General features: G+C 60.9%; 10 protein-coding genes. 6 read left to right on the plus strand and 4 right to left on the minus strand.

What is annotated here, in order from left to right; translation table 11 throughout:
* Positions 1–76: 76 nt before the first annotated feature.
* Positions 77–2,278 carry a putative bifunctional diguanylate cyclase/phosphodiesterase gene (locus tag AC3RCM_RS12745; protein WP_064492094.1) on the minus strand — a complete coding sequence of 734 codons (2,202 nt, stop codon included), beginning with the start codon at positions 2,276–2,278 and terminating at the stop codon, positions 77–79.
* Between the two features lie 727 nt (positions 2,279–3,005).
* On the opposite strand from AC3RCM_RS12745, the gene clpK reads away from it, so the two are divergent.
* The 6 genes from clpK (at position 3,006) to AC3RCM_RS12775 (ending at position 9,858) form a co-directional block, all read left to right on the plus strand.
* On the plus strand, positions 3,006–5,777 hold the full coding sequence (clpK, locus tag AC3RCM_RS12750) for a heat shock survival AAA family ATPase ClpK (protein ID WP_064492093.1): 2,772 nt from the start codon (positions 3,006–3,008) through the stop codon (positions 5,775–5,777).
* 60 nt (positions 5,778–5,837) lie between these two features.
* Complete coding sequence (locus AC3RCM_RS12755) at positions 5,838–6,308, plus strand: phosphate-starvation-inducible PsiE family protein (protein WP_010954194.1); 471 nt, start codon at positions 5,838–5,840, stop codon at positions 6,306–6,308.
* Positions 6,309–6,497: 189 nt separating this feature from the next.
* Positions 6,498–6,953 carry an Hsp20/alpha crystallin family protein gene (locus AC3RCM_RS12760; RefSeq protein ID WP_010954193.1) on the plus strand — a complete coding sequence of 152 codons (456 nt, stop codon included), beginning with the start codon at positions 6,498–6,500 and terminating at the stop codon, positions 6,951–6,953.
* Positions 6,954–6,980: 27 nt separating this feature from the next.
* Positions 6,981–7,352, plus strand: a complete 372-nt coding sequence (locus tag AC3RCM_RS12765; RefSeq protein WP_020190681.1) for an Hsp20/alpha crystallin family protein — start codon at positions 6,981–6,983, stop codon at positions 7,350–7,352.
* Positions 7,353–7,378: 26 nt separating this feature from the next.
* Positions 7,379–7,882 (plus strand): Hsp20/alpha crystallin family protein, encoded by a 504-nt coding sequence (locus AC3RCM_RS12770; RefSeq protein ID WP_064492091.1) that lies wholly within the window; start codon positions 7,379–7,381, stop codon positions 7,880–7,882.
* Positions 7,883–8,076: 194 nt separating this feature from the next.
* A complete protein-coding gene (locus AC3RCM_RS12775; RefSeq protein ID WP_020190679.1) occupies positions 8,077–9,858 on the plus strand; it encodes a monovalent cation:proton antiporter-2 (CPA2) family protein in 1,782 nt (593 codons plus the stop codon).
* A 48-nt stretch (positions 9,859–9,906) separates the two neighbouring features.
* Here the strand turns inward: AC3RCM_RS12775 and AC3RCM_RS12780 are convergent, their stop codons facing one another.
* The 3 genes from AC3RCM_RS12780 to AC3RCM_RS12790 are packed head-to-tail and all read right to left on the minus strand — an operon-like array spanning position 9,907 to position 13,645.
* Complete coding sequence (locus AC3RCM_RS12780; RefSeq protein ID WP_104887667.1) at positions 9,907–12,123, minus strand: xanthine dehydrogenase family protein molybdopterin-binding subunit; 2,217 nt, start codon at positions 12,121–12,123, stop codon at positions 9,907–9,909.
* Positions 12,120–13,121, minus strand: coding sequence for an FAD binding domain-containing protein (locus tag AC3RCM_RS12785; protein WP_492629653.1), 1,002 nt, complete (start codon positions 13,119–13,121; stop codon positions 12,120–12,122). The genes AC3RCM_RS12780 and AC3RCM_RS12785 overlap by 4 nt, the downstream gene beginning before the upstream one ends.
* Positions 13,118–13,645 carry a (2Fe-2S)-binding protein gene (locus AC3RCM_RS12790; RefSeq protein ID WP_010954187.1) on the minus strand — a complete coding sequence of 176 codons (528 nt, stop codon included), beginning with the start codon at positions 13,643–13,645 and terminating at the stop codon, positions 13,118–13,120. The genes AC3RCM_RS12785 and AC3RCM_RS12790 overlap by 4 nt, the downstream gene beginning before the upstream one ends.
* Positions 13,646–13,672 lie beyond the last annotated feature (27 nt).

Raw genomic sequence — 13,672 nt, forward strand, 5'->3', positions numbered from 1 at the left:
GCAACGATGGGCATCGCTTACAAAGCAGCACGAAAATATCAACCCGGCGAGCCGAGGACATCACCATGGCGGTGGACTAGTCGGCCAAGAAAGTCCTGAGCGCCTCATGCGACATGGGTCTCGCAAAGTAATAGCCTTGGAGAATATCGCAGCGCCCCCTTTCCAGGAAATTCACCTGAGGCGCAGTTTCCACACCTTCAGCGACCACTGACAGGCTGAGATGATGGGCCATCGAAATGATGCCTTGAGTGATTGCTGCATCGTGTGGGTTCGTCGAGATGTCCTGGATAAAGGAGCGGTCAATCTTGATTTTGTCTATTGGCAAGCACTTGAGATAACTCAGGCTGGAGAACCCCGTACCGAAGTCATCCAGCGCAATGCGTACACCCAAGTCTTTGAGGCGGTGCAAGGTTGCGATTGCTTGTTCAACGTTATGCAGCAAGAGTGACTCGGTTATCTCCAGTTCCAATTGTCCAGCGCTTAGCCCATGCTTGCTCAACACTGCCTGGATACATTCAACGAACTGACCGCACTGGAAATGCATCGGCGAAATATTTACGGCCATCGAGATACCGTTGAAGCCCTGATCACATAGGTTGCGCAACTGCGCGCACGCCGTATCGAGTACCCAAAGGCTCAGAGGGATAATTTGACCACTGTCCTCTGCCACCGGTATGAAAACCGCTGGAGAGATGAACCCTCTAACCGGATGCTCCCAGCGCAACAAAGCTTCGATCCCGACCACCCGACGCGTGCGCGCTTCTATTTGCGGTTGATAATGCAGGCTGAACGATTGAGTTTTGATAGCCTTTTGCAGGTCATTACGTAGGCTTCTGTGCTCGCAAACGCGGTGGTTAAGATCACTGGTGTACCATTGAAAGTTGTTCCGACCTTGTTGCTTGGCTTTGTACATGGCCATGTCAGCCTGCTGGATCAACTTCATCGGCTGCTCGATGTGGCCATCGCTTACCGTAATACCGATACTGGTACTCACGTGCAGGTCAATACCCTGGATACAGTAGGGTTTGCCAATGCTGGCCAGCAGTCGCTCGGCCACCGGGACAGCGTCTTCATCACGAAGCAGGTCCGTCAGCAGTACGACAAACTCATCGCCGCCCATACGCACGACGGTATCAGCCGGACGGACCTGCTGGGTCAAGCGCTGTGCCACCTCGATCAGCACTTGATCGCCGAAGTAGTGCCCGATGGAGTCGTTGATGGATTTGAATCCATCCAGGTCGATGTACATGACCGCCAGTTGAACTTTACGTTGACGGCTGCTGCGACACGCCAGGACAAGCCGGTCTTCCAGAGACAGGCGGTTAAGCAAACCCGTCAGCCCGTCATGGCTGGCATTGATACTCAACTGGCGCTCGTAATGCTTCTGTTTGCTGATATCCCGCGCGATGCCGAATACCCCGACGATCTCGCCATTGACCATGATTGGCAGGTTAGCGATATCCATGATCAACTGCTTGTCGTCGCTCTCGTCGCGCACCCTTGCCTCGAATCGCTGCGGCTCACCGGCGCGGGCCGCGAAAAAATGCTGATTCACTTTCGGCAGGTCTTCTTCGAACACGAGGTGGGAGAAATGATGGCCGACAAGATCAGTTGCCGCGCCAGCTTTAAGCTTCAGGCCAGCAGGGTTCACACTCTGGATGTTGCCCGCCCTGTCGAGGGCGAAAACCGGGTTGGGGTTGTAGGTAAACAATGAGCGAAACCGTTGTTCGCTTTCCTCCAGACGTTGGCCGTCACGCTCATGTCGGATCGCAATGGCAGCCAGTTGCGCCGCGCAGGTCAGCCGATGGATCTGCACCTCGCTTGGCGCAATCGCTTGATCCTGGTATAGCGCAAATGTCCCAAGTACGGATCCCTGATGCGAGAGTAATGGCAACGACCAGCAGGAGCGTAGATTGTACCCTAGCGCCAGACTGCGAAAACGCTCCCAGCTCGGATCCCGGGCTATATCCGCTGTCACCACCAGCTCGCGGCGGAATGCAGCTGTGCCACACGTGCCTTCCTGAGGCCCAATGGGCAACCCATGGATCGCATCGCTGTAGGCAGGCGGCAGGCCAGGCGCGGCGCCCTTCAGCAAATGCTTGCCTTGCGCATCGGTGAGCAGTATCGAACACAGCGTGCCGGGATCCTGGGCGTCGATCATCAAGCAGATGGCGGTGAGGATGTCGTGCAGTTGATGATTGGTCGCAATCATACCGAGTATGTCGCGCTGAGACTCGGAAAGCGCCATGCTGTGATAGCTCGTGCAGGAGGTGTTCATGGGGATTCCTGAGTACTTGCGAGGCCTTCCGGTTCCCTGAACGGCTGGAGAATTGAGTGCCCGGGTACAGTCCGATCGCACCCCGATCGCGAAATCTTATAAAGCAGTGGGCCTTCCACGAAAAAGACTCAGGTGGATGATAAAAGAACGTATCAGATGGAGCGCGTGCGCCTTAACTCGGCTCGCCTCGGCCTGCCCGCTGACTATTTCTGAACCGATCGCAGATACTGCTTGACTTGCGAACTACCAGGCGCAGACTTTAGCCAGCATTGCAAAAGTTCCTTGGGCCTGGGCGCATCTGTTTTCGTCGCTCGCCACCCCGCGCTTGCCTACCAGGCGTGCTGAAGCTGGCGCTGGACATCACGGATGCAGTACTGGCTTTCCTTCAAATGGCCCATCTCAAGGAAAGAACACCCCGATCACGCCCGACTGCTGCGAGAGCAGCAGAAGTGCGCTTTCCCTCGTGCCGAACGCTCTACGGCTGTTGCCCGCCACCCTTGAACCTGCCTGACGATGCCGATCAGGTTTTGATCAAGCGCCCATTCGACAATGGGCTGTTGACGATCATCCTCGAGGAGCGCGAAGCGGGTGCATCGAAGCACAGCCGTTCGATTCCGAATTGAAGCTGACTCGGAGATTTCGTTGAAGTCGTCACGAAGGCCCACCAGCAGACGAGGTGCTGCGGCAGGCTCCATCTCGTCATCTCAATGACTCAAGGAGCGCCCGCATGGCCAGCAAACAATGCCAGGTCTGTGGCCAACCCGCCACGACACGGGTGGAGGCCAAGGTCAATGGCCGCCACAACATCATGCTGTTGTGTGATGATCACTACCGCCAATTGGTGCGCCAGCAAAAACGCACCCTTTCCCCACTGGAAGCCCTTTTCGGCTCGCGCAGCGGTTTGTTCGAAGAGTTCATGGGCAGCGATTTGCTGCGCATCGGAGAAGACTCGGCATCCGTTGCCACGGGTGCCGATGAAGTGGCTGAAGCGTCGTCTGGGGAACCTGGCCGCGCAGCGTCCGGCACGCCACGCCGCCGCAGCAGCGGGCTGGCCAGCCGCATCAGCGAACACTCGGAGGCCCTGTTGCAGGAAGCCGCCAAGCGTGCCACGGAGTTCGGTCGGTCCGAAGTCGATACCGAACACCTGCTATTGGCGCTGGCCGACAGCGATGTGGTGAAGACCATCCTGAGCCAGTTCAAGATCAAGGTTGATGACCTCAAGCGCCAGATCGAAGCCGAAGCCAAGCGCGGCGACAAGCCATTTGAAGGCGAAGTCGGCGTGTCGCCTCGGGTCAAGGATGCGCTCAGCCGCGCCTTCGTCGCCTCCAATGAGTTGGGGCACGCATACGTAGGCCCCGAGCACTTCCTGATCGGGCTGGCCGAAGAGGGCGAAGGGCTGGCCGCCAACTTGCTGCGCCGCTATGGCCTTATGCCGCAGGCCCTGCGCCAGTGCGTCAGCAAGGTGGTTGGCAAGGGTGCAGAGGATGGCCGCGCCGAGGCGCCGACCGAAACGCCGGAGCTCGACAAGTACTCGCGCGATCTCACCAGGATGGCGCGCGATGGCAAGCTGGACCCGGTCATCGGGCGGGCACAGGAAATCGAAACCACCATTGAGGTACTGGCGCGGCGCAAGAAGAACAACCCGGTGTTGATCGGCGAGCCTGGCGTGGGCAAGACGGCCATCGTCGAGGGGCTGGCGCAGCGCATGGTGGCCGGCGAGGTGCCCGAGACGCTGCGCGACAAGCGCCTGGTCGAACTGAACATCAATTCGTTGGTGGCTGGCGCGAAGTACCGAGGCGAGTTCGAGGAGCGCGTGCAGAAGGTGCTGAAGGAAATCGCCGAGCATCAGGGCGAGCTGATTCTCTTCATCGACGAAGTGCACACCATCGTCGGGGCAGGCCAGGGCGGTGGAGAAGGCGGCCTGGACGTGGCCAACGTCTTCAAGCCGATGATGGCGCGTGGTGAGCTGAACCTGATTGGCGCGACGACGCTCAACGAGTACCAGAAGTACATCGAGCAGGACGCTGCGCTGGAGCGGCGTTTCCAACCGGTCGTGGTGCCCGAGCCAACGGTGGCGCAGACCATCATGATCCTGCGCGGCCTGCGCGACACCTTCGAAGCGCACCACAAGGTCAGCATCACCGAGGAGGCGATCATCGCTGCCGCCGAACTGTCCGACCGCTACGTCAGCGCGCGCTTTCTGCCGGACAAGGCCATCGATCTGCTCGATCAGGCTGCCGCCCGCGTCAAGTTATCGGCGACGGCGCGCCCGGTTGCGGTGCAGGAAATGGAGTCGGAGTTGCACCAATTGCGCCGCGAGCAGGACTACGCGGCTTCGCGCAAGCAATATGACAATGCGGCGCAGATCAGCAAGCGCGTCGAAGCCACGGAGGCCGAACTCAAGCAGCGGGTCGAGGAGTGGGAGCTCGAGCGCGGCTCGGGCAGCACCGAGGTCAAGGCGGAACATGTGGCGCAAATCGTCTCGCGGCTGACCGGCATTCCGGTCAATGAACTGACGGTGGAGGAGCGCGAGAAGCTGTTGCACCTGGAGCAGCGGCTGCATGAGCGCCTGGTGGGGCAGGACGAGGCGGTGCGTGCGGTGGCGGACGCGGTTCGGCTGTCGCGCGCTGGGCTGCGCGAAGGCAGCAAGCCCGTTGCCACGTTCCTGTTTCTGGGCTCCACCGGTGTCGGCAAGACCGAGCTGGCCAAGGCGCTGGCAGAAACCATCTACGGCGACGAGAGCGCCCTGTTGCGTATCGACATGTCGGAGTATGGCGAGCGCCATTCCGTGGCTCGGCTGGTGGGCGCGCCTCCGGGTTACGTTGGTTATGACGAAGGCGGCCAGCTTACCGAAAAGGTCCGGCGCAAGCCCTATAGCGTGCTGCTGCTCGACGAAATCGAGAAGGCCCACCCCGACGTCTACAACATCCTGCTGCAGGTGTTCGACGACGGGCGACTGACCGATGGCAAGGGGCGCGTGGTGGACTTCACCAACACCATTATCATCGCCACGTCCAACCTGGGCTCCGACATTATTCAGCGGCGGCTGAAGGCGCCTGGAGCGGCTGGTGAGGAGTACGAGCAGACCAAGGTCGAGGTGATGGAAGTGCTGCGTGGGCACTTTCGCCCCGAGTTCCTCAACCGAATCGATGAGATCATCGTCTTCCATGCGCTGGGCAAGCTGGAGATCCGCCACATTGTTGGCCTGCAACTCGAGCGCGTAGCCCGCAATGCCGCGAGCCAGGGCGTGACGCTGACGTTCGACGAGACACTGGTCGATCACTTGGCGCAAGTCGGCTACAAGCCCGAATTCGGTGCTCGCGAGCTCAAGCGACTGATCCGCAGCGAGCTGGAGACGGCACTGGCACGTGAAATGCTCGGCGGCGGCATTGGCAAGGGTGATCACGCCCATGTGCGCTGGGACGACAAGGCGGAGCGGGTCGGGTTCGACCGCCGGCAAGCCGAGCCGGCCAAAGAGCTCGACAGTGAAAATGCGTGAAGCCCAGGCCGAAGGCTGCGGTTTCTCGTTGCAATGATCTTGCTGCTGAAGAGGTGAGGCATGAAGGACAGCGATGAGCCCGAGACCACGCGCATGCGACTGCGTCGCGAGTGGGCGGTGTTGACGTTTTACGAGCGTTTCGAGCAGATCGTCGCTCACATTCTTTCGCTGGTGATCGCGGTGGTTATCGTGGTGTCGCTGGTACAGCTGATCCAGATAGTCTTCAGCCTGCTGATCATCGATGCGTTCAATCCGCTGGACCACCGGATCTTCCAGAATGTGTTCGGTATGGTCATGACGCTGCTGATCGCGATGGAATTCAAGCATTCCATCGTGCGCGTTGTCTTGCGCCATGGCAGCATCATTCAGGTCAAGACGGTCCTCTTGATCGGGTTGATCGCGCTGTCGCGCAAGATCGTGATCCTTGATCCCGATGTCAGCCCGGCCAAAGTCGCGGCGCTCGCTGGCGCCACCCTGGCCCTGGGGCTGACCTACTGGCTGTTGCGTGAGCGTGATGATCGAGTTGCCTAGGCTCTGTGTGAATGGCGCCAAGGCAAAGATTGAACGGGAAAAAGAGCGCGGATGTGTAATTCCATATCCGTTCAAACCGGGGCTTGAAAACCTCCAGATTGCTCACATAATTCCGTCATCAGGGGCCGAAACCCGGCGCTTCGCGCCTCCTGTTCGAGATCATTTCAGTCAGCTGGAAGGAGGATTGTCATGTACGAGTCCCTTCTTAATCTGTCGAGCGATCCGATTGCCGAGTTCGAGAAGCTCCAGCGCGAACTGCAACATGTGCTGGGAACTGGGCTCGGGCGCCCAGGCAGCATTCGTGCCTTGGCCAGTGGTGCTTTTCCTGCCATCAATGTCGCGAGCACGCCATCGAGCATGGAGGTCTACGCCTTCGTTCCCGGCGTTGACCCGAGCGACATCGATCTGCAGATTCACCGAGGCCTGCTATCGATTTCCGGCGAGCGCCGGCCCGCGCGCAGCACGCAGGAGGGCAATTGCTCCGTGTACGCCAACGAGCGCTATGCCGGTCCCTTCAAGCGTACCGTGAGCCTCAATGATCAAGTCGATACCGACAAGGTCGAGGCCCACTACCGCGACGGCGTCCTGCGCATTTCCCTGCCGCGGCGAGAAGCGCTGCAGCCCAAGCGTATAGTCATCCAGTAACAGCAAAGGTTTGAAGGAGGAATCACCATGAACGACAAGCAAGCAGTCGTGCGCGGCGAAACTGAAACCCAAACACTGCTGCCGCGCGTCGATGTCTTCGAAGACGAAAACGGAATCCAGCTGTTTGCCGACTTTCCCGGGGTGCCCAAGGATCATCTCGTGGTCAATGTGGAGGGTGACACGCTGGTGCTGGAAGGGGAGATCATGCCGCAGTTGTCCGAACAGCTGGAGGCCGTCTACGCTGAAGTCCAGCTGTCGCGATTCAGACGAGCCTTCACCTTGAGCTCCGAGCTGGATACGACCCGAATCGATGCTGAGCTACGGGACGGCGTGCTGAACGTACGTGTTCCCAAACATGCACATGCCCAGCCGCGCAAGATCGTCGTGAAAAGCGCGTAGGGCCTTGAGCGTGTGGAGGACGACCCATGGACAAACTAGCTGAACTCAGACATGGCCTGGAGGAAACCTGGCATTCGCTGGGCGAGGGCTGGCGTCAGCTTCGCGGTCGCACCAGCGAGGCCCTGACGCGCTTCACGCCAGTGAAGCGGAGCAGGGGCGAGTCGCAGGATGCGACCTCATCACCGGCGCTTGCCTCGAACTGGGGGCTGCTGGCCGGCGATCTTTACGAGGATGGTGAGCGGATCGTCGTTCGCCTTGAGATACCTGGAATGGTCAAGGAGGACCTGAACCTGGAAGTGCGGGGCGATACGCTGATCATTCGCGGTGAAAAGCGCGTCGAGCAGGAGCAGGGCAATGGGCATTATCGCGTCCGGCAATGCACCTTTGGCAGTTTCCGGCGCACCTTCCGGCTTCCTGCCGAGGTCATTGCCGAGCAGGCCAGCGCCAGATGCAACAACGGTGTGCTGCGTATCGAGTTGCCCAAGCAAGCGCGTGCGAGTGGCAGGCGCATCGAGGTTCGCGAAGGCTAGGGGACAGCCCCTCGTCACCAGGATTACCCGCCCGCGACCTACCTGCGGGCGGGTGTTTCTTCAGTTGCTCCACCGGAAGCTGCCGCTTCCCATGCAGTGGATATTGCACATCCCAGGCGAACTGAGACGCCCAGCGATAATTCGTCCGGTACTTTCTCCATAACCGGTCCTGACAGGGGCTGAGGGTCGAAGCCATGGCCGCTGAAGGCAACGCAGGACTGTTGTTGGGTGTCATCACGTTGCTCAGCGCTGCCGTGGTGGCCGTGCCACTGCTCAAGCGCATCGGTTTCGGCTCGGTGCTGGGTTACCTGCTGGCGGGGATGATGATCGGGCCTTTCGGGCTGCAACTGGTCAATGACCCTCACACCATAATTGATGTGGGCGAGTTGGGCGTGGTTATGTTTCTCTTCGTGATTGGCCTGGAGCTCAATCCCTCGCATCTGTGGGCGCTACGGGCGCAGATCTTTGGGCTGGGCAGCCTGCAGGTGTTGATCTGTGCCGTTCTGCTCACCGTCGTCGGCAAGGCCTTTGGTTTCCCTTGGCAGGTGTCATTCGTCTGCGCGGCCGGTTTTGTACTCACATCCACTGCCATCGTCATGCAAGTTCTCTCGGAGCGGGGTGACTTGACCGAGCCGAGGGGCCAACGCATCGTGTCCATTCTGCTGTTTGAAGATCTGCTGATAGTGCCCTTGCTGGCGGTGGTGGCATTTCTGGCGCCGACTGCAGCGGTGCCCGAACCCACCTCACCCCTGTGGCAGCGCATGGCTATCGCAGCCGTGTCCCTCAGCGCACTGGTGATCATCGGGTTGTGGTTGCTCAACCCCCTGTTTCGGGTACTGGCCCAAGCCAGGGCGCGCGAGGTGATGACTGCTGCCGCGCTGCTGGTGGTGCTAGGAGCAGCGCTGCTGATGGAAATCGGCGGCCTGTCGATGGCGATGGGAGCGTTCGTTGCCGGTGTGCTGCTGTCGGAGTCCACCTTCCGCCACCAGCTGGAGGTTGACATAGAACCGTTTCGCGGACTGTTGCTGGGGCTGTTCTTTCTCGGCGTCGGCATGGCGCTGGACCTGCAGGTGGTGGCCAGGAACTGGCTGCTCATCAGCTCTGGCGTGCTGGCGCTGATGGTGGTCAAGGCGCTGTGCATCTATGGGGTCGCGCGCCTAGCGAAAAGCCAGCATGGCGATGCGCTGGATCGCGCCGTGCTGATGGCGCAGGGGGGCGAATTTGCGTTTGTGCTGTTTACCGAAGCGCTGAAACTCAAGGTCGTCAGTGCCGAAATCAACGCCAACATGACGGCTATCGTGGTGCTGTCCATGGCCCTCACGCCGGTGAACCTTCTGTTGCTCAAGCGTTTCGCGCGGCCCCGGGCGGTTTCCATGGACGGTGTGGAGCCGGCACAGAATCTCCAAGGCCATGTACTCATCATAGGGTTTGGCCGTGTCGGCCAGATCGCTTGTCAGGCACCGCTCGCTCATGGCGCCAAGCTTTCAATCATCGACATGGACCCCGAGGTGATCCGCGCCGTGGAGCCTTATGGTTTCAAGGTCTATTACGGTGATGGTGCCCGGCATGACCTGTTGCATGCTGCCGGGGCCCGTCACGCCCGCACCATCATTGTGTGCGTGAATGACAAGAAGGCTGCGACACGAATCGTCGAAAGCACGCGGCAGTATTGCCCGCAGGTGAAGGTGCTGGTACGCGCCTTTGACCGCGAGCACGCGCTGGAGCTGGTCAGGCACGACGCCGACTACATCGTGCGGGAAACCTTTGAATCCTCCTTGCTGCTTGGCCGCCAGGCCGTGCTGACCTTGGGAGCCTCGAGCGTTGAAGCTGACGCGGTGACCGACGAGGTGCGCACACGCGATGCCGCACGTTTTGCCCTGGAAACATCCGGCGGTCTATTTGCCGGGCGAGCGTTGGTTCTGGGAAATATCGAGCGCATTGATCCGCCTGCGCCTGAAGCCACCGATGCCCAGTGAGCGGGAATCCGACGGCGATGCGGCGCAAACCTCATGCACAGATATTACTCATACCTGACTGTTGTCTTTCAGCAGTTTGTCGAGCGTGATCGGAAACTCCCTCACACGCTTGCCCGTGGCATGGTAGACCGCGTTGGCCACCGCGGCTGCCACCCCGACGACGCCGATTTCGCCCACGCCCTTGGACCCCAGCTCGTTGACGATGTCGTCGTGCTCTTCAACGAAGATGACTTCGATATCCCCGCTGTCTGCGTTCACCGGGATGTGGTATTCCGCGAGGTTGTGGTTGACGATGCGGCCCAACCGATGGTCGGTCAGCGCGGCTTCGTGGAGGGCCATACCCACCCCCCACACCACGCCTCCCAAAATCTGGCTGCGCGCGGTTTTCGGGTTGATTACCCGTCCCGCCGCAACGGCGCTGACTACCCGTACTACCTTGATTGTGCCAAGGTCCTCGTCGACGTGGACTTCCACGAATACCGCCGAATGCGTGGCGGTGGAGAACGGTTGGCGTCTGGCGCCGGGCTCGGCGTCGATCTGCACTTCGAACTCACCTTCGGGGGCGCTGGCGATGATGTCCGCCAAGGCCAGGCGATGGCTGCCCGCGTGCAGGTAGCCGTCGGCGAAAATGATCTGCTCCCGGGCCGTGCTGGCCACTTGGGGGTACATCTTGCGCGCATGTTCCAGCACTTTGGTGCGCAGTACCTGGCAGGCCTGGCGCACGGCCGAGCCGACCGACGACACCGTGAACGATCCGCCCTGAAGCGGTGCGGTGGGCAGTGAAGAGTCACCCAGCACGAAGGTGACATCCTGCACCCTGGCGCCAGCCGCGTCGGCTGCGATCTGCGTCATGACGGTATAGGTGCCGGTCCCGATATCGGTGGTGGCACTGCAGACGGTGAGGTGGCCTTGGGCATCGAAGCGCGCTTTGGCGCTGGCCTTCATCTGCATGGCTTCCCAGACGCCGCCGGCCATCCCCCAGCCAACCAGCTGGTTGCCATGGCGCATGCTGCGCGGTTGCGGATTACGGTTCTGCCAGCCAAAACGTTCGGCACCTTGGCGGTAGCACGCCAGCAGTTCCTTGCTGGAGTAGGGCTTACCCTCGTTGGCATTGCTGGCGGCAAAATTGCGCCGGCGCAGGTCAAGCGGGTCAATCTGCGCTGCACAGGCAAGCTCATCCATGGCGCATTCCAGGGCAATCATCCCCGACGCGGCGCCAGGCGCACGCATGTCCAGCGGGGTGTACACATCGAGCGAGGCCAGGCGATAGCTGAGGGCAACGTTGTCGCACTGGTAGAGCATGCCACTCCATTCCACCACGTGCTCGGTGAAATCCTCGAAGCGGGAGGTCTGGCCAAGCGCATCGTGGGCGATCGCCAGCAACTGCCCGTTTGCGTCAGCACCCAGGCGCAGGCGCTGCTCGGTGCGGGGCCGGTAGCCAAAGGTGAACATCTGCTGGCGAGTCAGCGTGACGCGCACCGAGCGCTTCAGGTGCAACGCCGCCATCACTGCCAGTGGCAACTGGTACTGCGGGCGCAAGCCCGAGCCGAAGGCACCGCCGACGAATGCCGCGCGCACGCGGATGTTTGCCTTGGGCAGGCCGAACACCTTGTGCAGGTAGTCCTGGCAGTTTTGCGTACCTTGGGTCTTGTCGTGGATTTCCAGCGTGCCGTCGCCTTTGTAGAGTACGGTTGACGCATGGGGCTCCATCGGGTTGTGGTACTCGTTGGCTGTCAGGTAGGTGGCATCCACCTGCACCGGGGCCCCGGCAAACTGCGCGGCAAAGTCGCCACGCGGCGCCGGTGTCTCGGCGGGTGCTGCATGCGACTGTTGGCATGCGCCCAGGTCGGTCTGGTGGGCCTCCTCGGCATACTCGATCCTGATCAGCGAACCTGCATACCGGGCCAGTTCGAGGGTTTGGGCAACCACCAGCGCCAACGGTTGACCGTTGTAGAGCACTCGATCATCGAACAAGGGCCTAAACGGCGCCCCCTGCGCGGCGTCGGCGTCGCTGTAGTCGTCGTCATAACTGGAAATATGTGGACGATGGCCATGATCAAGCACGGCGATCACCCCGGGCACGCGCATCGCTTGCGTACTGTCGATGTTGAGTACCCGACCTCGGGCGATGGTACTGGACACGACGCTGCCATGGAGCAGGCCCACTTCGGGGTATTCGCCCGCGTAACGCGCCTGCCCGGTGACCTTCGCCACGCCGTCTACGCGGTCCAGGGACGTACCGGCTACCGGTGTGGATTTGATCATGGTCGTGGCCCCCCGTCAGCGGCGCCGCGCGCCGCGTCATCCAATGCCCGCACAATTGCACGCTGGGCGAGCGTGACCTTGAAGCCGTTGTGGCTCAGAGGTTTTGCACCTTGCAGCAACGTTTTTGCGGCCCGGGTGAACAGCGCTTCGCAAGGCGCCTGGCCGGCCAGCATGCGTTCCACAACCGGGTCTCGCCACGGCTTGTGGGCAACGCCGCCCAGCGCCAGGCGAGCTTGCCGGATCACCTGGCCATCGAAGCTCAAGGCTGCGGCGACCGACACCAGCGCAAACGCGTAGGAGGCGCGGTCGCGAATTTTCAGATAACGGTAATGTTTTTCGAACACCGGGGGCGGCAGCTCGATGGCGACCACCAGTTCATCGATTGCCAGCTGATTGTCTCGCTCCGGGGTGTCCTCAGGGAGGCGATGGAATGCCGCAAAAGGTATTTGGCGCTCTCCGCGCGGCCCCTGCACATGCACCACGGCTTCGAGCGCTGCCAATGCCACGCACATATCCGAGGGATGGGTCGCGACACAGGCATCATTGGCACCAAGAATCGCGTGGATACGGTTCGAGCCTGTACGCGCCGGGCATCCGCTGCCGGGTTCACGTTTGTTGCAGGGAGTGCCGGTGTCGTAGAAGTAGTAGCAACGGGTACGTTGCAGCAAGTTGCCACCGGTGCTGGCCATGTTCCTCAACTGCGGTGATGCCCCAGCCAGGATGGCGTCCGACAGCAATGGATAGTGCTGCTCGATCATTGGGTGCCAGGCCAGGTCGGCATTGCTCACCAATGCGCCGATCAACAAGCCACCGTTCAACGTGGGGTGGATGCCGTTCAGCCCAAGGCCAGAAATGTCGATCAGGCGCTTGGGGCGAACCACGTTTTCTTTCATCAGGTCGACGAGGTTGGTGCCGCCGGCAATGAAGTGTGAGCTGGCGTCAGCCAGGCTCACGGCTTCGCTGATTGATGCGGGCTTGTGGTAGCTGAAAGGCATCATGGATTCGGCCCTCGTTGTGGCGGGGCCAGGTCCGTCATCAACGGTAGGGCTTCTTCCACCGCAGCGACGATGTTGCTATATGCACCACACCTGCAAAGGTTGCCGCTCATCTGTTCGCGAATGGCCTCGCGGGTGTAGGCGCGCCCTTCGCGGGCAAGCCCGACTGCGGAGCAGATCTGCCCCGGGGTGCAGTAACCGCACTGGAAAGCATCGTGGGTGATGAATGCACGCTGCATGGGGTGCAGAACGTCGCCGCTGGCCAGCCCTTCGATGGTCACCAGTTCGGCCCCGTCGCACATGATGGCCAAGGTCAGGCAGGCATTGACGCGCTTGCCATCGCGCAGCACCGTGCAGGCCCCGCACTGGCCATGGTCGCAACCCTTCTTGGTGCCGACCAGGTCCAACTGCTCGCGCAAAAGGTCGAGGAGGGTGGTCCAGGGATTCACCTGCAGTGTCAGGCGCTGACCATTCAGGGTCAGGCCGATGGGGTGTTCTTCAGCCCCATTGGGAGAGATCGCGCTCATGGTAGGTCCTCACGGTCAGGGTTCGCG

The sequence above is a fragment of the Pseudomonas sp. GW823-FHT05G12 genome (genome assembly GCF_058795575.1).

Bases quoted from the DNA above. Each gene is read 5' to 3' on its own strand.
- AC3RCM_RS12785 (WP_492629653.1), bottom strand. From the start codon at position 13,121: ATGATGCCTTTCAGCTACCACAAGCCCGCATCAATCAGCGAAGCCGTG.
- AC3RCM_RS12755 (WP_010954194.1), top strand. From the start codon at position 5,838: ATGAAGGACAGCGATGAGCCCGAGACCACGCGCATGCGACTGCGTCGC.
- AC3RCM_RS12745 (WP_064492094.1), bottom strand. From the start codon at position 2,278: ATGAACACCTCCTGCACGAGCTATCACAGCATGGCGCTTTCCGAGTCT.
- AC3RCM_RS12780 (WP_104887667.1), bottom strand. From the start codon at position 12,123: ATGATCAAATCCACACCGGTAGCCGGTACGTCCCTGGACCGCGTAGAC.
- AC3RCM_RS12765 (WP_020190681.1), top strand. From the start codon at position 6,981: ATGAACGACAAGCAAGCAGTCGTGCGCGGCGAAACTGAAACCCAAACA.
- AC3RCM_RS12770 (WP_064492091.1), top strand. From the start codon at position 7,379: ATGGACAAACTAGCTGAACTCAGACATGGCCTGGAGGAAACCTGGCAT.
- AC3RCM_RS12760 (WP_010954193.1), top strand. From the start codon at position 6,498: ATGTACGAGTCCCTTCTTAATCTGTCGAGCGATCCGATTGCCGAGTTC.
- AC3RCM_RS12775 (WP_020190679.1), top strand. From the start codon at position 8,077: ATGGCCGCTGAAGGCAACGCAGGACTGTTGTTGGGTGTCATCACGTTG.
- clpK (WP_064492093.1), top strand. From the start codon at position 3,006: ATGGCCAGCAAACAATGCCAGGTCTGTGGCCAACCCGCCACGACACGG.
- AC3RCM_RS12790 (WP_010954187.1), bottom strand. From the start codon at position 13,645: ATGAGCGCGATCTCTCCCAATGGGGCTGAAGAACACCCCATCGGCCTG.